Below are 22,441 nucleotides of genomic sequence, written 5' to 3' on the forward strand. Positions count from 1 at the left end.
AATGACAATCGAAATTAATGTACCAGACATCGGTGCTGACGAGGTTGAAGTAACTGAGATTCTTGTAAACGTTGGCGACAAGGTTGAAGAAGAGCAGTCACTGATCACTGTTGAAGGCGACAAAGCTTCAATGGAAGTTCCTGCGTCTCAAGCGGGTATCGTTAAAGAAATCAAAGTAGCGGAAGGCGATTCTGTTTCTACTGGTTCTCTTATCATGATCTTCGAAGCGGAAGGTGCTGCAGCAGTACCGGCTGCTCCAGCAGTTGAAGCGGCGGCACCAGTTGCAGCTGCTCCTGCAGCGGCAGCTGAGCTTAAAGAAGTTCACGTTCCTGACATCGGCGGTGATGAAGTTGAAGTAACTGAAATCATGGTTGCTATCGGTGACGCAGTAGAAGAAGAGCAATCTCTTCTTACTGTTGAAGGTGACAAGGCTTCAATGGAAGTTCCTGCACCATTCGCTGGTATCGTTAAAGAAATCAAGATCGCTTCTGGTGATTCAGTATCGACTGGTTCTCTAGTAATGGTATTTGAAGTAGCGGGCTCTGGCGCTCCAGTTGCAGCAGCTCCTGCTCCAGCGGCGGCACCAGTTGCAGCGGCTCCAGCAGCATCAGCTGAAAAAGAAGTAAACGTTCCTGATATCGGTGGTGACGAAGTAGAAGTTACTGAAATCATGGTAGCGGTTGGCGATACAGTAGAAGAAGAGCAATCTCTAATTACTGTTGAAGGCGACAAAGCTTCAATGGAAGTTCCTGCACCATTCGCTGGTACAGTAAAAGAGATCAAGATTGCAGCTGGCGACAAAGTGTCAACTGGCTCTCTAATCATGACGTTCGTAGTTGAAGGCGCAGCGCCTGCTCCTGTTGCAGCACCTGCACAAGCAGCAGCTCCAGCGGCGGCACCTGCTCCTAAAGCAGAAGCACCTGCAGAGGCTCCAGCAGCAGCTGGCGACTTCCAAGAGAACGGTGACTACGCGCACGCTTCTCCAGTTGTTCGTCGTCTAGCTCGTGAGTTTGGCGTTAACCTTTCTAAGGTTAAAGGTACTGGTCGTAAGAGCCGTATCCTTAAAGAAGACGTTCAGTCTTACGTTAAAGATGCACTTAAGCGTCTTGAGTCTGGTGCAGCTGCATCTGGCAAAGGCGGCGACGGTTCTGCTCTTGGTCTACTACCATGGCCAAAAGTTGACTTCAGCAAGTTCGGCGAAACTGAAGTTCAGAAGCTTTCTAAGATTAAGAAGATCTCTGGCGCTAACCTGCACCGTAACTGGGTAATGATCCCTCACGTTACACAGTGGGACAACGCAGACATCACTGAGCTAGAAGCATTCCGTAAAGAACAGAACGCAATCGAAGCGAAGAAAGACACTGGCATGAAGATCACTCCACTTGTGTTCATCATGAAAGCTGTTGCTAAAGCGCTAGAAGCATTCCCAGCGTTTAACTCTTCTCTTTCTGAAGATGGCGAAAGCATCATTCTTAAGAAGTACGTAAACGTGGGTATCGCTGTTGATACACCAAACGGTCTAGTTGTTCCTGTCTTCAAAGACGTGAACAAGAAAGGCATTTACGAGCTATCTGAAGAGCTAATGGCTGTTTCTAAGAAGGCACGTTCTGGTAAACTAACAGCGGCAGACATGCAAGGCGGTTGTTTCACAATCTCTAGCCTTGGTGGTATTGGCGGTACTGCATTTACTCCAATCGTAAATGCTCCAGAAGTAGGTATCCTAGGTGTATCTAAGTCTGAAATTAAGCCAGTTTGGAATGGTAAAGAGTTCCAACCACGTCTACAGCTTCCACTGTCTCTATCATACGACCACCGTGTGATCGATGGTGCTGAAGGTGCACGCTTCATTACTTTCCTAAACAGCGCACTATCTGACATTCGTCGTTTAGTACTGTAATTGAGAAAGTAATTATTAAGGTGACTTTCGGGTCACCTTAATTCTTTATATAAAGACTATTTTTAGAGAACAGTTTCCTGCATTTCTCATAATCTGATGGGGAATTGTTGTCTAGCTCACAGGCTAACTTAAAGCTACTTTCACACTGTTAACATCTCTGTAAAATGTTTCCTGTTTGAAAGCCCAATAATTTTAAGAACATCTACTCAGCCTGTTAGGGATAATGACTACAAGAGGTCACAATGAGCAAAGAAATTAAAGCCCAAGTTGTTGTACTTGGTTCAGGTCCTGCTGGTTACTCAGCGGCATTCCGTTGTGCGGATTTAGGTCTAGAAACAGTACTAGTTGAACGTTACAGCACTCTTGGTGGTGTATGTCTAAACGTTGGTTGTATTCCATCAAAAGCACTTCTTCACGTTTCTAAAGTAATCGAAGAAGCTAAAGCGATGGCAGAGCACGGCGTTGTATTCGGCGAGCCACAAACGGACATCAACAAGATCCGTATTTGGAAAGAAAAAGTAGTTGATCAACTAACTGGCGGTCTTGGCGGTATGGCTAAGATGCGTAACGTTACTGTTGTTAACGGTTTCGGTAAGTTCACTGGTCCTAACAGCATTCTTGTTGAAGGCGAAGGCGAAGCAACAACTGTTAACTTCGACAACGCAATCATTGCTGCGGGTTCTCGCCCAATCAAACTTCCTTTCATCCCACATGAAGACCCACGTATTTGGGATTCTACGGATGCACTAGAACTAAACGAAGTACCTGAAAAACTGCTTATCATGGGCGGCGGTATCATCGGTCTAGAGATGGGTACGGTTTACCACTCTCTAGGTTCTAAAGTTGAAGTTGTAGAGATGTTCGATCAAGTTATCCCTGCTGCGGATAAAGACATCGTTAAAGTTTTCACTAAGCGCATTAAGAACAAGTTCAAGCTAATGCTTGAAACTAAAGTGACTGCTGTTGAAGCGAAAGAAGACGGTATCTACGTTTCAATGGAAGGCAAAAAAGCACCAGCTGAAGCTGAGCGCTACGATGCTGTTCTTGTTGCTATCGGTCGTGTTCCAAACGGTGCACTTATCGACGCTGAAAAAGCGGGTATCGAAGTTGATGAGCGTGGCTTCATCAATGTTGATAAGCAAATGCGTACGAACGTTCCTCACATCCACGCGATCGGTGACGTTGTTGGTCAACCAATGCTTGCTCACAAAGGTGTGCATGAAGGTCACGTAGCTGCTGAAGTTATCTCTGGTAAGAAGCACTACTTCGACCCTAAAGTAATCCCATCAATTGCGTACACTGAGCCAGAAGTTGCTTGGGTAGGTAAGACTGAGAAAGAAGCGAAAGCTGAAGGCATCAACTACGAAGTTGCTACTTTCCCTTGGGCTGCTTCTGGTCGTGCAATCGCTTCTGACTGTGCAGACGGCGTTACTAAGATGATCTTCGATAAAGATACTCATCGCGTAATCGGTGGTGCTGTTGTTGGTACTAACGGTGGTGAACTTCTTGGCGAAATCGGCCTAGCAATCGAAATGGGTTGTGATGCAGAAGATATCGCACTTACTATCCACGCTCACCCAACTCTACACGAGTCTGTTGGTCTAGCTGCGGAAGTATTCGAAGGTTCAATCACTGACCTTCCAAATAAGAAAGCAGTGAAAAAGAAGAAGTAATTCTTTCTTAGCCACTCGCTAATGTTTTTAAAAGCCGCTGATTCGTCAGCGGCTTTTTTATGTCTGAAGAAAAGAGTAGTAACGTTTCACTCCGAGATGCCAGTACGCTGCGCTTCGGGATGCGAAGAGATATTCCATTCTACAAAAAAGGGTTGACCCATTAGGCCTGATGTGACCCCATAAAAGTAGACACTTAATACAGAGCATTGAGTGTCATGAAAGTAAAATCACAAAGACAATATACAGACGAATTTAAACGAGAAGCTGTTCAGCGATCTCTCGATTCTTCTGATACCGTTAAGTCAGTAGCACTATCCTTAGGAATATCGCCGGTGCTACTTTCTAAATGGAGATGCCAAATGACATCGAAAAAGACTAACTCCCTCCCAATACCTAACCACGGCCCCGAAAAATCCTTTGCACAACTGGAGAAAGAGATCCGTCAATTGAAAAAGAAGCTTGAGATGGCAGAGCTGGAGAATGATTTCTTAAAGGAAGCGAAGGCTTTCTTCGACAGCCAAAAAGAATAAGGTTCGAGTATATCCTTAAGAAGGCCAGTGTGAAGCTTCCTGTCATACGACTATGCCAATGGTTGGGTGTTTCTAAAGCGGGTTATTACAAGTGGCTAACAAGGAAACCATCGAAGCGAGAGACAGACAATGAGTCTTTAAGTCACTACTTGAGGAGAGAAAGCAAAGCTCAGTATTGTATTCCAGGCTATCGAAAGCTTTGGGAAGCAGCGGTCGCTAACGGCTTTATTTGTAATAAAAAGCGAGTACAGAGGCTTCTGCAGAATATGGGCTATCGCTCTTGCGCGAGCAAGAAGCGATATGGACGAGCACCAAGACAAAATACGCTTATACCTGCCTATAACATTCTTGCCCGTCAATTTAAGGTGGATAAACCCGATCGAGTTTGGGTGTCAGATATAACTCAGGTGCGCTGTACTGATGGTTGGCAATACCTGTGCGTCGTCTTAGATTTGTTTTCACGCAAAGTGATTGGTTGGTCGACAAGTCGCATTAATAACGCAAAGTTAGTGCTAAGAAGCCTGAATAAGGCTTGGAAACAAAGGCAGCCCTTAGGTCACGAGCTTTTGTTTCACTCCGATCAAGGTATACAGTATCGAGCGTTGGAGACGATCCGTTGGCACCGTAAACGAAAGATTAAAGTCAGCATGTCGAGAAAAGGAAACTGTTGGGACAACGCTTGTTCCGAAAGCTTCTTTGCGCAATATAAGAAAGAGTGGATGAACAACTTAGATCAGCTTTCACGACAAGAAATGACGATGCAGAGTCGAATTTATATCGATACCTATTATAATCCAGTAAGAAGACATGGGACTCTAGGTGGAGTGAGTCCCATGGACTTTGAACTAATCAACTAAACCCCTGTGTCTACTTTTTAGGGGCCATATCATTACTCGAATCTCGAATCTCGAATCTCGAATCTCGAATCTCGAATCTCGAATCTCGAATCTCGAATCTCGAATCTACTTATAAATGCACAGCATGTTCAAGTAGCTATCCGTTAAGCTTGAAAGCTCTTCTGGCGTTTCTACACGTTTCGCTTGGATGAATAGCGAGTAGCAAATGCCGTGGAATAGGTTCGCTAGATGTTTAGGATCGTGATCGTCGCAAACTTCGCCGCGTTCAATCGCTTTGCTAAACATGTTTTGTACTAACATTTGGTTAGTGCGGTTGGTGGTTACGAATAGCGGCCATACTTCATCACGAGTCGAAGCGCTCCATTCGAACCATACGTTTAACCAATGGCTATCTTGAGCCACTAACGTCACCATTTCAGTCGCAATATTATGTAGGTTTTGTTTTGCGTGAATATCCAGATCGATATTGTCTGAAAGGAAGTTAGAGAATTGGCGTACAACATGATTAAGCACTTCATCAACCAGATCTTCACGGGTAGGGAAGTAGTTAAATACCGTTGCGACAGACACCTGAGCGATGTCTGCAATATCAGCGTGTCCACCACGACCGATACCGCGGCGAGAGAATACCTCAAGAGCGATTTCCATCAATTGAAGTTTTCTTTTTAAAGGTGAAAGCCTAGTTCTAGGTCTCTTAGATATTGAGTCCATTTTATTTTCCTTGCCAACGAAATTTTTATATTAATGATTTTATTATTATTTAAGCAAGATGAGTGTAATGGTGCATATGCGAATGGTCAATCCTTTCAGCTTGTTTTATAGACAGTTACATCAAACTTGATACATAAAGCGTGATCAGCATTGATGTGAAAGGAGACGAGTATTGGATAAGGCACCAGCGCACATTTCGTTGAGAATCTGACAGTAAATTCGAACCATAAGGTGGTGTGGGTATTTGAGCAGTGCTAGACTTACGCACAAAATTGAGCGACACAACTGACGAAACTGTCAACATTCGTCGCAATCACCAAATAGAATGAGAGCAGTATGAAGCATACAGTTGAAGTCATGATCTCTGAGCAAGAAGTTCAGGATCGAGTGAACGAACTAGGCAAACAGATCACGGAACACTACAACGGTAGTGAAGATCTAGTTTTAGTTGGCTTATTGCGTGGATCTTTTGTCTTTATGGCAGATCTTGCTCGTGCTATCGATTTAACTCACCAAGTTGATTTCATGACCGCGTCTAGCTACGGCAACGGCATGGAAAGCTCACGTGATGTTCGTATTTTGAAAGACCTTGATGATGATATCCAAGGTAAAGACGTTCTACTTGTAGAAGATATTATCGATACAGGTAACACGCTGACTAAAGTAAAAGAGATTCTGAGCCTACGTGGTCCTAAGTCTATCGAAATTTGTACGCTACTAGACAAGCCTTCTCGCCGTGAAGTGACAGTAGATACAAAATGGATTGGTTTTGAAATCCCAGACGAGTTTGTTGTTGGTGTTGGTATCGACTACGCACAAAAATATCGTCACCTACCGTACATCGGTAAGGTAGTACCTCAAGAGTAATCATTACGCTTGTGGTTTAGAAGTCATTAAAAAGCCCGCATCAGCGGGCTTTTTGTATATATGACGGAACGGGTTAGCTTTGTTGACTAAGAAGAGGCGTCGTTAAGATCTTGTTTAATGCATCTAAGTGACTGTTCTCTAGAGTATCGTTACTTGAGCAACGTACGCCAAGGTCCTGCAGCTTGCCATCGCCAATACCATAAACCACACCGTGGATTTCAACGTCTTGGCCACGCTCCCACGCATTCTGCATAATGGTTGAGTTGCCTAGGTTATAAACCTGTTCTGCGACGTTAATTTCGCACAACTTGTCACCCCATTGCTCACGAGGAAGCCCCTCGATTTGCTTACGGTATTTTAGGTAATTGTCACGGATGTGAAGTAACCAGTTGTTGATAAGACCAAGTTTAGGGTTATCAATCGCCGCGTTAACACCGCCACAGCCATAGTGACCGCAGACAATGATGTGTTTAACTTTGAGTACATCGACGGCGTACTGTACCACTGAGAGGCAGTTTAGGTCGGTATGAACCACTTGGTTCGCCACATTTCGGTGAACAAACAGTTCGCCAGAATACAAACCAGTGAGACGCTCGGCCGGAACACGGCTATCTGAGCAGCCAATCCATAGAAAACCAGGGCTTTGACCCTCTTCAAGCGTTGTAAAATACTCAGGTCGTTGAGATCGAATTTCTTCTGACCATTTAGAGTTGTTTTCAAAAAGCTGTTTAATCTCTGGCATTTTGCGTCTTACATCCCTTAATTAAGAATCTCAACTATACACAATGTTACAAATTCAATCTCGTAAAAACTGTGTCAAATAGTACTCATCTGACGTGTACTCGTCGTTAAAATCATTAACTTAGCGTAGAAGCTATGATCTGGTTATAAGACATTAATGATGTGATTGAATTAACACTTTCTGAACACTTGATACATTTGTTAAAGTGATAAGGTTTGTCATTTCATCATCAGGAAGGTGTGTTTTGTTTGGAAGTCGTTTTACGGATATCAATCTCAAAGGGGACATGTTTGGTGGTGTTACTACAGCCATCATTTCATTACCTTTAGCATTGGCATTTGGTGTTGCTTCTGGTGCGGGCGCGGAAGCTGGCCTTTGGGGCGCCATCATGGTTGGCCTATTTGCTGCATTGTTTGGTGGCTCGAGCAGCCTGATCTCTGAACCGACCGGCCCGATGACGGTGATCATGACAGCCGTAATGACCAGTATGGTCGCGAAATACCCTGAAACTGGCATGGCAATGACCTTCACAGTCGTGATGATGGCAGGTGCATTTCAGATATTGCTTGGCACGTTAAAGCTCGGAAAATACGTTACTTTGATGCCATATAGCGTGATCTCCGGATTTATGTCGGGTATTGGCGTTATTCTAATTATTTTGCAGCTATCCCCTTTATTAGGACACGCCGCACCTTCTGGTGGGGTAATAGGTACGCTATCTGCACTTCCTGATACGCTAGCAAACTTAAAAGTGAGTGAACTGTTTTTAGGTGCATTGACGCTCGGTATTCTTTTTGGCTTCCCCGCTAAGTATCGTAAGTATGTACCCGCACAACTTGTCGCGTTAGTGGCTGTGACGCTCTTGTCCGTCATTATTTTTGATACCGACTCTATTCGCCGTATTGGTGAAATCCCAGCTGGTTTGCCTTCTCTCGTTATTCCTACGATCAGCGCAGAACAGTTCACGACCATGGTTATCGATGCCTTGGTGCTTGGTACATTAGGTTGTATTGATACGCTTTTGACCGCGGTTATCGGAGATTCACTGACTCGTAAAGAGCATGACTCAGACAAAGAGCTTCGTGGCCAAGGCATTGCCAATATGATCTCTGGCCTGTTTGGTGCGCTACCTGGTGCGGGCGCCACTATGGGTACCGTAACGAATATTCAGGTGGGAGCGCGTTCTCCGCTTTCAGGTGTTATTCGAGCCTTAGTACTTGCGCTAGTGGTATTGGTTGCGGGTGGCTTAACAGAACCGATTCCTATGGCAGTGCTGGCTGGTATCGCGATGTATGTTGGTTTCAATATCCTAGATTGGAGTTTTATCCAGCGCGCGCACAAGGTCAGCTATGCCGGCATGGGCGTGATGTACGGCGTGATGCTACTGACTGTGTTTGTCGACTTGATTATTGCCGTTGGACTGGGCGTGTTTATCTCGAACATTCTGATTATTGAAAGATTGAGCCGAGAGCAAGCCAGACAAGTTAAGGCGATCAGTGATGGTGATGATGAAGACGATATCCCATTGACCGATAGCGAACGTCAGTTACTCGATAGTGCCAATGGTAAGGTGCTGTTCTTCTATCTTTCTGGGCCGATGATATTCAGCGTTTCAAAGGCAATTTCACGCCAGCACTCAAGTATTTCTGACTATGAAGCGATGATTCTAGACCTGACAGATGTCCCTATGATTGATGTCACTGTTGGTCTTGCGCTAGAGAATGCGATTAAAGATGCATTGGATGCGCAGTGTGAGGTGTACCTGCTGTGTCCTAATGAGAATACTCGTCAGCAACTAGAGAAGTTCCACGTGATTGACCTAGTGCCGGAATCCAACACTTATCGATTCAGATATGAAGCCCTGACGGCAGCAACAAGCTATGTCGACAGAGATGAGCATCAATTTGAGTCAGTTTAATTTTCAGTAACAAGCGAACATGAATGAGCTGATATGAATAATCTAATATGAATAAGCTATAGACGCTCACTTCAAGACTGATCATTAATGCCGTTAAGTGAATAACTTAGCGGCATTTTTATATTTATTGAACGTTGATTTAGTCTTCACGTAGCCAAGACGTTTATTTGTTTTCGAAAGAAACTCTCACACGATATTTGTATTAATCGTCAATCAACGATAAACTTGTTTGCAAAATGGCCGAGTAAACAAGTTTGGGTTAGTTTTCTGCTAGCTCGTTTTAAGCATTACTCTCTTCCTCAAGCTCGGTCGTCTACATCTTATCTATAGCAAATGGCAGTCTATCTCTATGTATGCATTAGAAATTGAGCAATTAAGAAAAACTTATGCTGGGGGCTTCGAGGCTCTGAAGGGCGTTAGTTTACAAGTAGAAAAAGGCGACTTTTACGCACTACTTGGTCCAAATGGTGCGGGTAAATCAACCACTATTGGTGTTATCTCTTCACTGGTAAATAAAACGTCGGGCAAGGTTAAAGTGTTCGGCTACGACATTGATACCGATCTGGAGTTGGCGAAGCAGAACTTAGGCCTTGTACCTCAAGAGTTTAACTTTAACCCGTTTGAGACCGTTGAACAGATCGTGCTGCAACAAGCGGGTTATTACGGCGTGCCAAAAGCTTTGGCGAAAGAGCGAGCGAAAAAGTACCTATCTCAACTCGATTTGTGGGAAAAGCGTGGCGAACGTGCGCGTAACTTGTCTGGTGGTATGAAGCGTCGTTTGATGATCGCGCGTGCATTGATGCATGAACCTCATTTGTTGATCCTTGATGAACCAACGGCAGGCGTTGATATTGAACTGCGTCGTTCAATGTGGGAATTCCTAAAAGAGATCAATGAGAAGCAGGGCATTACCATTATCTTGACCACGCACTACCTAGAAGAAGCAGAAATGCTGTGTCGCAACATTGGTATCATCAATCGCGGTGAGCTGATTGAGAACACAACAATGAAAGCGCTGTTGGGTAAATTGAGTGCTGAGACCTTTATTTTGGATCTGGAAGAGGGTACGACTGAACCTAAGCTTGAAGGCGTGAATAGCCAAGTGATGGTCAATGGTTCGCTAGAAATCGAAATCGACAAGAACCTAGGTTTGAATACCATCTTTGCTCAATTGAGCGAGCAACAGGTTAAAGTCCTCTCTATGCGTAACAAAGCAAACCGTCTAGAAGAGCTATTTGTGAGTATCGTCCGTGAGGGGAGTAAATAATATGTACAGCCTATATTGGACAGCTTTTTGCAGTTTGTTGACCAAAGAGATCAATCGCTTTACTCGTATCTGGGTGCAAACTCTGGTGCCGCCAGCGATTACCATGACGCTTTACTTCATCATCTTCGGTAACCTGATTGGTGCTCGTATTGGTGAAATGAACGGCTTCAGTTATATGGAATACATTGTTCCTGGCCTGATCATGATGTCGGTGATCACCAACTCATATTCGAATGTGGCCTCGTCATTTTTTAGTGCTAAGTTCCAGAAGAACATTGAAGAGTTGCTTGTAGCTCCGGTTCCTAACTACGTGATTATCGCCGGCTTCGTAATGGGTGGTGTGGTTCGTGGCTTGTTAGTGGGCACCATAGTAACCTTCGTGTCGTTGTTCTTTGTCGACTTACAAGTTGACCATTGGGGCGTGATCATTGCGACGGTATTTTTAACATCAGTTGTGTTCGCTTTGGGTGGCTTGATTAACGCGGTATTCGCACGCACCTTTGATGATATATCTATTATCCCAACCTTTATCTTAACGCCGCTGACGTACCTTGGTGGTGTGTTCTACTCGATCAGTCTATTGCCTGAATTCTGGCAAGGTGTATCGAAGTTGAACCCTATCGTGTACATGGTTAACGCGTTCAGATATGGCTTCTTGGGTGTGTCTGATGTGGGTATCGTGACGTCGTTTGGCGTACTAGGCGTGTTTATCGTGCTGTTGTATGGCATTGCACACTACTTAGTGACAAAGGGTATCGGCTTACGTAGCTAACCTTTGGTTCATCTAAGTAACAGGTAAAGAAAAAGGTCGATATAACATCGACCTTTTTTATGTTTTGCGTTTGGTGTTTTTGTTTGCGTTAAGAGCAGAAGCCGACTATTCAGTCACTTCTTCTTTCACTTCTTCTTTGGTTTCCGTTACCAAATCGAGAACTTGGTTATCGATAAGACGGGTCTTACCTAGGAAAGCCGACATTAGAATCACTGCTTGAGTTGATTCTGAAGTGATTGCTTGCAGAGTCTTAGCATCACAAATGAAGATCTCATCTGGTTGAAGATCTGCAGCGCGCAGCTGGTCAGTTGCATCTTCAATCACTGATGCGTAATCATCACGACCACCACGAATAGCACTGCTGATCCAGCGCATAGTGCGCGCTAGAACGGGCGCTCGTTGGCGCTCGTCAATGGTGAGGTTGCTATTACGAGAGCTCATTGCCAAACCATCCATTTCACGAACGGTTGCAACGCCGACAACTTCAATGTCTAACGCTAAATCAGTGGTCATCTGGCGAATAACAGCAAGTTGCTGAAAGTCTTTCTCGCCGAAGCATGCAAAGTCTGGCTGAACGATATTAAACAGTTTAGTGACAATGGTTGATACACCACGGAAGTGACCTGGACGAGAGGCACCTTCAAGCATGTGAGATATGCCAGGGACCTCAACAAACGTCTGCTTGTCTAATCCATCTGGGTACATCACCTCTGGCGTTGGTGTAAATACTAGCTCAACACCTTCACCTGTTAGCTTGCTTAAATCTGCTTCTAACGTGCGAGGGTAGTTGTTTAGGTCGTCGGCACGGTCAAACTGCATTGGGTTTACAAAGATGCTTACCACAACGATGTCGGCCAGTTCACGAGCTTTCTTTACCAGAGTTAGGTGGCCTTCATGCAGGTTTCCCATAGTCGGTACAAAAGCAACCGTACGTCCATCACGCTTAAACTGTTTAATCTGCTCACGAAGAGCCGCTATTTCAGCAAAAGTTTGCATACTTACTCCTAAGCGATTGTATGAGCTTCATCAGGGAAGCGCGCGCTCTCTACTTCTTCTTTGTATAGAGCTACTGCCTTACGCATATCACCTGTCTCTGCTAGGAAATTCTTAGAGAACTTCGGCATGTAGTTCGCAGAAATACCGAACATGTCATGCATAACCAAGATCTGACCATCGGTAACATTACCTGCACCGATACCGATAACCGGTACGTCACAAGCTTCTGTAATTCGTTTTGCCAATGAAGCTGGCACACATTCAAGTAGAACGATTTGAGCGCCTGCGTTTTGCAGTGCTAACGCGTCAGCAACCATTTTATCGGCTTGCTCGTCGTCACGACCTTGAATCTTGTAACCACCAAAAATGTTCACAGACTGGGGCGTTAAGCCTAAGTGTGCACATACTGGTACTGCACGTTCTGTTAGCATCTTCACAGTATCAACCAACCAGCTTCCGCCTTCGATTTTTACCATGTTCGCACCAGCACGCATCAAAGTCGCTGAGCTCTCACAAGCTTGCTCAGGCGTTGCGTAGCTCATGAAAGGCAAGTCAGCCATAAGCAGACAATTTGGGCTACCAGCACGCACTGAGCGAGTATGGTAAGCAATGTCTTCAACGGTTACTGGTAATGTATCGTTATGGCCTTGTAAAACCATACCCAGTGAATCACCGACAAGCAGAACTGGCATTTCTTGGCTTTCGAATAATTGAGCAAAGCTCGCATCATAAGCTGTCGAAGTCGCGAATTTACGGCCTTCACGTTTGCATTTGATCAGGTCGTTAATGGTTACTTTTTTCATTGGTTTTCCTTAATGCGCTTGGCTATTGTTGCCAAACATTGAGCCCGTTCTTATCTACTATTTTCAGCAGTTCTGTCAGCTCAGTCCCATCAGGGAGTTGTAAACTTGGTGCGATTTCAGCAAGCGGGTAGAGTACAAACTCTCGTTCTTTCATTCCATAATGAGGAACGATTAAGCGCTCTGAATCGATCACCTCATTGCCGTATAGCACAATGTCGAGATCCAAGGTTCTTGGTCCCCAACGTTCGTCTTTACGGACGCGCCCTTGCTCTAGTTCGATCTTTTGAGTGCAATCAAGTAGTTCAATTGGCGTTAATTCGGTTTGGATAGCGACTACCGCGTTGATGTAGTCTGGTTGATTTTGCGGTCCCATTGGAGTGCTACTATATAGCTGAGAGGTCGCAATAAACGTTGATCGCGGTAGGCTTTTTAGCGTTTCGATAGCCAAATTTGCTTGGCTAACTGGGTCGGCAAGGTTGCTGCCGACCGCAATGTAAGCAGTTATCATTCTGATTGCTTACTCTTTTTGTTTCGATAAGTCTTACGGCGACGATGGCCTGACTTTGATGGTGCTGCAACGTCATTAGCCATTGCTTGACGCATGTTGCGACCCGCAGTCTGATAACGCTCCCACCATTTTGCTAACTCTTTGGTTTCGCCACCTTCAATCTCACCACGCATTTCTAAGAAATCGTAGCCTGCACGGAACTTGTTGAGCTCCATTAGACGAACAGCGCGTTTACCGTTGCGGCGAGGCAATCGAAGTTGCAGTTGCCAAACTTCGCGAATGGTTGCGGTGTGACGGCGAGGAATAGCAATAGACTTTACTTGCTGATCTAGAATGATGTTACTCGCTTCCATGATCGCATCGTAGTGTGCCATACCCTGTTCAGCGACAAGTTTGTCTGCCAGCTTGTTCATTGGGTACCAAAGCATCGCTGCGAACATGAATGCTGGGTTTACTCGCTTACCATCTTCGATGCGAAGGTCGGTTGAATCGAGAACCAAATCAAGCATCTGCTCTGTGTGAGAGTCGTAATCTTCTGTGAAGTGTTCAGCCACCGCTGGGAACATCTGTTGGAACAGGTTGTACTCGCGCATCAGGTGGTAGGTTTCTAAACCGTGGCCTGATTGCAGTAATTTTAGAGACTCTTCGTAAAGGCGCGCTGCTGGGATGTCTCTTAGAAGGTGAGCTAACTCTTCAATCGGGTCAGCCGTGTCTTCTTCGATGTCGAAATCCAGTTTAGCGGCGAAGCGCATTGCACGTAGCATACGTACAGGGTCTTCGCGGTAACGCGTTTCTGGATCGCCAATCAGGCGGATCAGCTTATCTTCTAAATCTTCTACACCACCCGCGTAATCGTGGATGCTGTAGTCTGCAATGTTGTAGTACATCGCGTTGATTGTGAAATCACGACGTTCTGCATCTTCATCAACACTGCCGTACACGTTATCGCGCAGTAGCATGCCTTCTTTCGATTGTGCAGAAACGTTCTTCGATGGTTCTTGGTGGTGACCACGGAAAGTTGCCACTTCAATAATGTCGCGACCAAACATGATATGTGCCAAGCGGAAACGGCGACCGATAAGGCGACAGTTTCTGAAGAGGTGTTTGATTTGCTCTGGCGTTGCGTTGGTCGCAATATCAAAATCTTTTGGCTGAGAGCCTAATAAGATATCGCGCACACCACCACCGACTAGAAATGCGTCAAAACCCGCACCATTCAGGCGATATAGCACTTTTAGTGCGTTGTCGCTGATCTGCTTGCGTGAAATATTGTGCTCTTGACGAGTATAAATATTCAGAGCTAATTCGTGGAATCCGCGTTGTTCGCTTGGGGTATTGTCGTTTGTATTCATTAGTTTAGAACAAAGTAGGTATCGCCAACTTTGTTTTTCTCTTAGTCCAAAGTGGTAGTGCAGAGTTTAATTGCGGCTAATAATAGCTTAGCGCGAGCCATTTGAGAACATCGTCTGCTTAACCACAGTGGTTGGTTATGGCATTTTTATGTGTCGTTTTTGCTATTTGCCGTGAGTTTCGAGCTAATTACAGTGCTCTTTTTGTAAACTATCAGGTAACTGACTGACGTTCCATTGTTGGCAGCCCCACAATAAAATCTCATCCATTGAAGCCTCACAAAGAGCCGTCGGGATATCAAAACCTAAGAATCGCATCGCGTTGAGTAACGTTGGTTTTGGGTTATCGAGATCTATCGCGGTGGCATGGTTCTGCTTTGACAGTTTATTCCCCAAGCCATCGGTTGCCAATGGTAAGTGCAAGTAGCTCACTGTTTTTTGCTTGAGCGTCTTATACAAACTGATTTGTCGACCTGTTGGTTCTATCAGGTCTGCGCCTCTTACGACTTCTGTCACTCCTTGGTCGATGTCATCAAGGACAACGGCCAAGTTATAGGCAAACAATCCATCTCTGCGTTTAATAATAAAATCTTCTGCAGCTAATGCTTTAGGGATTTGAATGGTGCCGTGGCGAACATCATCAAAGGACTCTACTGGAAAGTCCATGCACAAGCGCACCGCCTGTTCACCTGAATCGATTAGGCCTAAATCTCGACAGTGACCATTGTAAAAGCCTCCCAAAGCCTTTATCTGCTTGCGGGTGCATTGGCAGTAGTAGGCTTGATTGTCAGCGACCCATTGATCGATTTGAGCTTGATACAAGCCATGACGCTGGCTTTGATAGACGACTTCACCATCCCAAAATAGATGGTAAGCCTCAAGCGTCTTAAGAATGAGGTCTGCAGCGCCGGCCATTTCTCTTGGAGGGTCGAGATCTTCCATACGAACTAACCATTTTCCTTGGTTAGATTTCGCTTGAAAGTAGCTACCAAGAGCAGCAACAAGTGAGCCAAAATGAAGAGGACCTGACGGTGATGGTGCAAAGCGCCCGATATAATTCATGAGTGAACAACCTAATCTAAATGGTACCGCAGTAGCCGATTCTTAAGACGTTTAACAAGAGCTTTAATGCGTAGAACTAAGCTTCAATCTATAGAAAAAGGTTTGATGTATAGAACTAAGGCTTAAAGCTGCTATTTACTATCAAGCGTGTGAAATACTTCGCTCGGATAACAAACAAAAAAGGGAGCCAAGGCTCCCTTTCTTTACATCTGCAAGAATTAACCTTGCATCTGTTTCTCTTTGATCTCTGCAAGTGTTTTACAGTCAATACAAAGATCAGCAGTTGGACGAGCTTCAAGGCGACGAATGCCAATCTCGATACCGCAAGAATCACAGAAGCCGAAATCGTCTTCTTCGATCTTGTCTAATGTCTTCTCAATTTTTTTGATAAGACGACGCTCACGGTCACGGTTACGTAACTCTAGGCTGAATTCTTCTTCTTGAGAAGCACGGTCAACTGGGTCTGGGAAATTCGCTGCTTCGTCCTGCATGTGGTGCACAGTACGATCAACTTCTTCCCTGAGCTGGTTGCGCCAAGCTGCTAAAATTTTTGTAAAATGTTCCGTTTGCTCAGGTGACATGTACTCTTCACCTGGCTTCTCTTGGTACGGTTCAACACCTGCGATGGCTAGGATGCCTAGCGCTTTTTTCTTAGATTCTGGCATACAGCATCTCCTATTTACACCTAGTCAACTGCAAAGCAGCTAATTTTAAGGCGGGTATCTATAGCAGAAAGAACGAATGGTGGCAAATACTCTTATTCAAACTTGCAATCAATGTGATTAGTTCAGCATCTTTGCTTAGCTATTGATAAATTCAACAGCTTGTTTTAGTTGTATTTGAGTACTGCTGAGCTCTGCTTTATAGCAAAGCACTTCAACTCCAGCGTCTTGTGCTTGTTTTAGTAATAACGAATATTTGGCGTCTATATGGTGTGCCGCAGACACTTTTTCAATACCTGAATGTAAAACAGTGAATAAAAGTACGGCTCTATTTCCAGATTCGACCATTTCTGTGAGTTCACGCAGATGTTTTTGGCCTCTGGTTGTGACCGCATCAGGGAAAAAACCTTGCCCTTTAGTTGACGTTTCTAGCTCGTCGAGCAAAGTGACGCTTTTCACTTCGATATAACAAGGCGGCTTTTCGTTATCTTCAAGCAGAATATCAATGCGACTATTCTCACTGCCATATTTCACTTCGGTTCGTAACGCGTTATAACCTAAGAGTTCAACTATAGTCCCATTTTCAATTGCTTCCACTGCTAGCTGGTTTGCCCGCGCAGTATTTACACAAATACGATGACCTTTGTCTGTTTCTGAGATCTCCCAGCTGTTTGGGTACTTTCTTTTTGCATTATCGGAGGTTGAGTACCACACCGTATTGCCAGGAGTCGCACATCCTGTCATCGCTCCAGTGTTAGCGCAGTGAATAGTACGCTCGCTACCGTCTGGAAGTTGGATGTCAGTGAGGAAACGTTTATAGCGTTTAATAAGAGTCGCTGGCTCTAATGGCGGATTGAAGTGCATATTACTTATTTAGACAGGAAGGTTTTTATGTACAATGTTGCCAACATTACACCACAAGGTTCTCCCATTGCCACAACTGCCCATAGAAGCTGTGATGCCAGATCTGCTCGCTGGCGTAGAAACACACACTCAACTTATTCTAAAGGCCGCTCCCGGTGCGGGTAAGTCAACATTCTTCCCTTTACAGTTAGTTAAGACCAACGCCGTTCAAGGCAAAATCATCATGCTTGAACCGAGGCGTTTAGCTGCAAGGAATATTGCCACTTACTTAGCGAGCCAATTGGGAGAAAAGGTGGGGGAGAGCATTGGCTTTAGAGTTCGTGGTGAATCTAAAATCAGCAATGCAACTCGCTTGGAAATCGTCACCGAAGGGATCATGACGAGAATGATCCAAACCGACCCTGAATTGACTGGGGTTGATATGGTGATCTTTGATGAGTTTCACGAGCGTAGTATTCACGCAGATACCGCGCTGGCCTTTAGTTTGGAGATCCAAGAAGCACTGCGTGATGATCTAAAAGTGGTGGTGATGTCGGCAACCTTAGATCAACAAGCGCTGCAATCTTTGTTACCTGATGCCAAGTATGTTGAATCGCAAGGCCGAACTTTCCCTGTCGACTTCCGTTATCAGCCTCTTAGTGCAAATGAATATCTAGCCCCTAAAATGGCCAACGTGATTCGCTCTTTGATGGATAAAGAGTCAGGCTCACTTCTGGCCTTTTTGCCGGGCGTTTCTGCGATTAAGCAGGTGGAATCTCAACTAGAGCAACTTGCCAGTGATATCGATGTGTGTCCTTTGTATGGGCAACTCAGCTTTCCTCAACAGCAGAAAGCGATCGCGCCATCAGAGAAAGGGCGTCGAAAGGTGGTGTTAGCGACCAATATTGCTGAGACTTCTTTGACGATTGAAGGCATTCGATTGGTGGTTGATTCCGGGCTTGAACGTGTGGCGAAGTTCGATCTGAAAACTGGTATTACTAAGCTTGAGCAAGTGAAAATCTCGCAATCTTCAGCTGAACAACGGGCGGGGCGTGCGGGACGAATTGAAGAGGGCTTGTGCGTCCGTTTGTACAGCGAAACGCAACTTATTCAGCAACCGGCTGTACCAGAACCTGAAATTCTTCATTCTGATTTGTCTTCGTTAGTGTCTGAATTGACTCAATGGGGCGCTGCGAGTGCCGATGAACTGCATTGGTTAGACGTTCCACCAAAGGCTTCTATTGGGCAAGCCAAGCAACTCTTACAGACTCTTGAATTATTAGACGATAATGGTCAATTTACGGCATTAGGAAAACAGGCCCAACGTTTAGGTTTAGAGCCTCGTATTGCCAGCATGTTGGTTAAAGCGCAGCAAGGTAGTCCTGCTTTGTTGAATGTCGCGATTGTTGCCGCTGCTTTGCTGGAAGAGCCGGAACGCAATGTGACTGATATTCAACACTCTTTGCATCGACTTAAGCAAAGAAAACATTCCAAAAATAGCGTGGTGATGCAGCGAGCGAAAAGTCTCGCGAGCAAACTCAATCATCACTTAGATTTGTCACAAGTTGACGAATCATTGCTACCATTAGTGCTTTGTTTTGCATTCCCTGACCGGATTGCACAAGTGAGAAGCGCGACCAGCAGTGCTTTCCTTTTGGCGAATGGTCACGGCGCTGAGGTTCGTGACGATGACCCATTGGCGAACAATGACTATATCGTAGTGATTGATTTGATGCGCAGCACAGGGCGAGCCAGTCAAATTTTCTTAGCCACCGCGGTTGATATCGCGCAGCTAGAAGCTGAATTTCCAAAGCTGTTTGTGCGTTCCGATTACGCCGATTGGGATGAGAAACGTGGCCGTTTAGTTGCCGAGCAGCGTGTATCTCTGGGCAAATTGATTATCAGCACCAAAGCTTTACCTGATCCCGATGCGAATCAGGCGAGCCAAGCGCTGCTCAATTATGTCGCTCGATGTGGGTTGGATCGCTTAAATTGGACAGCTTCGGCTAAGCAGTTGGTTGAGCGTGTGCGCTGTGCAGCACTTTGGATGCCTGAGCATGATTGGCCAACGATGGACGAGGCGAGTTTGGTTGAACACCTTGATGAGTGGCTATCACCCTATCTGAATGGCATTAAGTCGGCAAAAGGGCTGGCTAGTGTTTCGATTGAACAGGCATTGTCGGCTTATCTTGGTTGGCCTTTGAATCAAGAAATCGACCAATGGCTGCCAACGCACTATCTGATGCCAACAGGCAGCAAGAAGGCCATTCGTTATCAATATCAATCTGAACCAGTGATCTCAGTGCGAATGCAGGAAGTCTTTGGTGAACAAGACTCGCCATTGATCGCACAAGGGCGTAAAAAAGTAGTGCTTGAGCTCCTTTCTCCAGCACAGCGACCACTGCAAATTACTCAAGATTTAGCCGGCTTTTGGGCTGGCGCGTACAAAGAAGTACAAAAAGAGATGAAAGGCCGTTACCCAAAACATCCTTGGCCGGATGACCCTGCTAACCATGTAGCAACCACTAAAACCAAACGACAGTTGAATCGATGATGACCAAAATGTTAACGCCAAAAAAGGCACCACCTAAAAAAGCGCCAGCAAAGAAGTCACCAGCGACCAAAGCCAAGCCTAGAAAACCAAGAGCGGCTGCGAAAAAGACCAAATCTAAGGCTAAGAAATCTGGCAAAAGAGGTTGGTTGAAGATCCTATGGGGCATTTCATGGAAAGCGGGCTTAGCGCTTGCGGCATTGCTGTTGTTCGTCGGTATTTATCTTGATTCTGTGGTCAAACAGCGCTTTGAAGGTCAGCTGTTTGATTTGCCAACCGTGGTTTATGCGCGAGTGCTAGACCTGTCTCCGGGAACTCCGGTGAGTTTGGTTCAGGTTAAGAATGAGCTCGATGTACTTAATTACCGTAAGGTGAACGCGCCTCGTCACCCGGGCGAATACTCATCTTCTTCAACCAAGATTGAAATGATTCGTCGTCCGTTCGAGTTTGTCGATGGACCGGAAGCGGATCGTCATGTGATGCTGCATTTCAATGGTAACGAGTTAACTCGTATTCAGTCGCTAGAGAAGAAAGGCGACATGGGCTACCTGCGTGTTGAACCGAAAATGCTTGGCATGCTTGAGAAAAGTAACGATGAGCAGCGCCTGTTCTTAAAGCGTAATCAGTTCCCAGAAGTGATGGTTGATGCCTTATTAGCAACCGAAGACCGAAATTTCTATCAACACGATGGCGTGTCGCCACTGGCCATCGCTCGTGCAATGGTCGTTAATGTCAAAGCTGGGCGAACGGTCCAAGGTGGTAGTACGCTGACACAACAGCTGGCAAAAAACCTGTTCCTGTCCAGTGAACGTACTTTGTGGCGTAAGGTTCGTGAGGCCTACATTGCACTTATCTTGGACCATCGTTACAGCAAAGACCGAATCCTAGAGGCTTACTTAAATGAGGTTTACCTTGGTCAAAATGGTGGGCAAGCGATCCATGGCTTCGGTTTAGCGTCTCGCTTGTACTTCGGTCAGCCCATTCAAGAGCTGCGCATCGATCAACTAGCACTGCTGGTGGGTATGGTGAAAGGACCGTCGTATTACAATCCGGTTCGTTATCCTGAGCGTGCTAAGACTCGACGAGATCTTGTTCTTCGCTTATTGATGCAGCAAGACATATTAACTCCGCGACAATACGAAGAAGCAGCGAGTCGTGATTTGGATATTCAAGACAACCCACGTATTGCTAGCCGTCAGCCCGCTTACTTCCAACAAGTCAATATTGAGCTTAAGAAGTATGTCGGCGACCGATTTGAGGCGAAAAAAGGGATTCGAGTCTTTACCTCTTTGGATCCAGTTTCCCAAGACAAGTTAGAGAAGTCGATTGCTCGTAAGGTGCCTGATTTATCGAAAACCGCAGGTAACAAGCTGGAAGCAGCAGCTATTACCGTGGATAGAAATACCGGTGAAATCCGAGCGATGGTCGGTGGTAAGCGTACTGGCTACGATGGCTTTAACCGTGCCTTGAACGCGAGTCGCCCTATTGGTTCTTTGGTCAAGCCTGCAATTTACTTAACCGCACTAGAGCAGCCTCAGAAGTACACGTTGGCGACAACATTGAAGGACACGCCACTGAGCTTGAAAGGCAGTAAAGGCAGCGTGTGGAGCCCGAGAAACTTCGATCGCAAGTTCCGTGGCGATGTGCCTTTGTATGTGGCGCTTTCTAAGTCTTACAACGTACCTACCGTTCGTTTAGGCATGCAGTTAGGCATTGATAGTGTCTCGGATACGATTGGAAAGCTGGGTGTCGATAAAAATGAGATTCGCCCAGTGCCGTCGATGTTTTTGGGTTCGTTTTCACTGACTCCGTTCCAAGTCGCGCAGATGTACCAAACCATTACTAATTCTGGGCGTATTGCACCTTTGTCTGCACTTCGCTCTGTGGTTGATAACGATGGTGAGGTTTTGTATCAGTCGATTCCTCGCGTATCACAAAGCGTCGACCAGCAAGCCGCTTGGTTAACAACCTATGCGATGAAGCGTGGTGTATCGGAAGGTACAGGCCGTTTCCTACAAGGCCAGTTTGCATGGGCAGGATTAGCGGGTAAAACCGGTACCAGTAATGACAGCCGAGACAGTTGGTTCGTGGGCGTTGATGGCCGTGAAGTGACGACCATCTGGTTAGGGCGTGATGACAACAAGCCGACTAAGCTTACTGGTTCGAGTGGTGCGTTACGTGTTTATGCTGATTATCTCAAACAGAGAACACCCGAGCAGTTATTGCTGCCTTGGCCGACAGGCATTGTCACGGCCAACTTTACTCGAACTTCTGAAGGGGCTTTAGAGTTTGATTGTGATGGTGCCGTCAAACTGCCAGTTTGGGATGAGGATGGAAACATTAAAAAGGGCTGTGAAAGTCAACCAAAACAGTGGCTAAAGAAGCTTTTTCAGTGGTAAAGTCGTAACAGGAAAGAATGACAAGGACAGTTAA

Annotated in this window: 18 protein-coding genes; 9 read left to right on the forward strand and 9 right to left on the reverse strand. The window is 45.5% G+C overall.

What is annotated here, in order from left to right:
* Position 1: 1 nt before the first annotated feature.
* The 3 genes from aceF (at position 2) to OCV20_RS02790 (ending at position 4,957) form a co-directional block, all read left to right on the forward strand.
* Positions 2–1,897 carry a pyruvate dehydrogenase complex dihydrolipoyllysine-residue acetyltransferase gene (gene aceF / locus OCV20_RS02780; RefSeq protein WP_086774273.1) on the forward strand — a complete coding sequence of 632 codons (1,896 nt, stop codon included), beginning with the start codon at positions 2–4 and terminating at the stop codon, positions 1,895–1,897.
* Between the two features lie 242 nt (positions 1,898–2,139).
* Positions 2,140–3,570 carry a dihydrolipoyl dehydrogenase gene (gene lpdA, locus OCV20_RS02785; protein ID WP_017059440.1) on the forward strand — a complete coding sequence of 477 codons (1,431 nt, stop codon included), beginning with the start codon at positions 2,140–2,142 and terminating at the stop codon, positions 3,568–3,570.
* 215 nt (positions 3,571–3,785) lie between these two features.
* A protein-coding gene (locus tag OCV20_RS02790; protein ID WP_108721736.1) for an IS3 family transposase occupies positions 3,786–4,957 on the forward strand; the annotation gives its coding sequence in 2 pieces (ribosomal slippage) (positions 3,786–4,068 and positions 4,068–4,957; 1,173 coding nt in all).
* Between the two features lie 105 nt (positions 4,958–5,062).
* Here OCV20_RS02790 and OCV20_RS02795 read toward each other — a convergent pair.
* Entirely contained in the window at positions 5,063–5,668 is a 606-nt protein-coding gene (locus tag OCV20_RS02795) for a LuxR/HapR/OpaR family quorum-sensing transcriptional regulator (protein WP_019824386.1), read from the reverse strand.
* Between the two features lie 336 nt (positions 5,669–6,004).
* Here OCV20_RS02795 and hpt point away from each other — a divergent pair, with 336 nt between their 5' ends.
* A complete protein-coding gene (gene hpt / locus OCV20_RS02800; RefSeq protein WP_017059438.1) occupies positions 6,005–6,535 on the forward strand; it encodes a hypoxanthine phosphoribosyltransferase in 531 nt (176 codons plus the stop codon).
* A 73-nt stretch (positions 6,536–6,608) separates the two neighbouring features.
* Here hpt and can read toward each other — a convergent pair whose 3' ends face one another.
* Positions 6,609–7,277 carry a carbonate dehydratase gene (can, locus tag OCV20_RS02805; protein ID WP_017059437.1) on the reverse strand — a complete coding sequence of 223 codons (669 nt, stop codon included), beginning with the start codon at positions 7,275–7,277 and terminating at the stop codon, positions 6,609–6,611.
* Between the two features lie 286 nt (positions 7,278–7,563).
* Between can and OCV20_RS02810 the strand changes: the two genes are divergently transcribed.
* From OCV20_RS02810 to OCV20_RS02820, 3 genes are all read left to right on the forward strand, one after another.
* Positions 7,564–9,195, forward strand: coding sequence for a SulP family inorganic anion transporter (locus OCV20_RS02810; RefSeq protein ID WP_202910125.1), 1,632 nt, complete (start codon positions 7,564–7,566; stop codon positions 9,193–9,195).
* Between the two features lie 349 nt (positions 9,196–9,544).
* A complete protein-coding gene (locus OCV20_RS02815) occupies positions 9,545–10,462 on the forward strand; it encodes an ABC transporter ATP-binding protein (protein WP_017059435.1) in 918 nt (305 codons plus the stop codon).
* 1 nt (position 10,463) lies between these two features.
* Positions 10,464–11,234: an ABC transporter permease gene (locus tag OCV20_RS02820; protein ID WP_010435987.1), complete on the forward strand. Its 771-nt coding sequence runs from the start codon at positions 10,464–10,466 to the stop codon at positions 11,232–11,234.
* Between the two features lie 105 nt (positions 11,235–11,339).
* On the opposite strand, the gene panC is transcribed toward OCV20_RS02820, so the two are convergent.
* From panC to sfsA, 7 genes are all read right to left on the reverse strand, one after another.
* Positions 11,340–12,230 carry a pantoate--beta-alanine ligase gene (gene panC / locus OCV20_RS02825; protein ID WP_086774166.1) on the reverse strand — a complete coding sequence of 297 codons (891 nt, stop codon included), beginning with the start codon at positions 12,228–12,230 and terminating at the stop codon, positions 11,340–11,342.
* 8 nt (positions 12,231–12,238) lie between these two features.
* Entirely contained in the window at positions 12,239–13,033 is a 795-nt protein-coding gene (gene panB / locus OCV20_RS02830) for a 3-methyl-2-oxobutanoate hydroxymethyltransferase (protein ID WP_048605732.1), read from the reverse strand.
* 22 nt (positions 13,034–13,055) lie between these two features.
* Complete coding sequence (gene folK, locus OCV20_RS02835) at positions 13,056–13,541, reverse strand: 2-amino-4-hydroxy-6-hydroxymethyldihydropteridine diphosphokinase (RefSeq protein WP_004735459.1); 486 nt, start codon at positions 13,539–13,541, stop codon at positions 13,056–13,058.
* A complete protein-coding gene (pcnB, locus tag OCV20_RS02840; RefSeq protein ID WP_017059432.1) occupies positions 13,538–14,893 on the reverse strand; it encodes a polynucleotide adenylyltransferase PcnB in 1,356 nt (451 codons plus the stop codon). Before pcnB ends, folK begins: the two co-directional genes overlap by 4 nt.
* A 183-nt stretch (positions 14,894–15,076) precedes the next feature.
* A complete protein-coding gene (gene gluQRS, locus OCV20_RS02845; RefSeq protein WP_086774165.1) occupies positions 15,077–15,952 on the reverse strand; it encodes a tRNA glutamyl-Q(34) synthetase GluQRS in 876 nt (291 codons plus the stop codon).
* Positions 15,953–16,170: 218 nt separating this feature from the next.
* Positions 16,171–16,617 (reverse strand): RNA polymerase-binding protein DksA, encoded by a 447-nt coding sequence (gene dksA, locus OCV20_RS02850; protein ID WP_004738189.1) that lies wholly within the window; start codon positions 16,615–16,617, stop codon positions 16,171–16,173.
* A gap of 135 nt (positions 16,618–16,752) precedes the next feature.
* On the reverse strand, positions 16,753–17,478 hold the full coding sequence (gene sfsA / locus OCV20_RS02855) for a DNA/RNA nuclease SfsA (protein WP_048612328.1): 726 nt from the start codon (positions 17,476–17,478) through the stop codon (positions 16,753–16,755).
* Positions 17,479–17,572: 94 nt separating this feature from the next.
* Here sfsA and hrpB point away from each other — a divergent pair, with 94 nt between their 5' ends.
* Both hrpB and mrcB read left to right on the forward strand, forming a co-directional pair.
* Entirely contained in the window at positions 17,573–20,011 is a 2,439-nt protein-coding gene (gene hrpB / locus OCV20_RS02860; protein WP_238382730.1) for an ATP-dependent helicase HrpB, read from the forward strand.
* The gene (gene mrcB, locus OCV20_RS02865) at positions 20,008–22,407 is read left to right on the forward strand and encodes a penicillin-binding protein 1B (RefSeq protein WP_086774163.1); all 2,400 of its coding nucleotides are present in this window, start codon (positions 20,008–20,010) and stop codon (positions 22,405–22,407) included. The genes hrpB and mrcB overlap by 4 nt, the downstream gene beginning before the upstream one ends.
* The last annotated feature ends 34 nt before the right edge of the window (positions 22,408–22,441 follow it).

The organism is Vibrio coralliirubri (assembly GCF_024347375.1).
Classification (GTDB): Bacteria; Pseudomonadota; Gammaproteobacteria; order Enterobacterales; family Vibrionaceae; genus Vibrio; species Vibrio coralliirubri.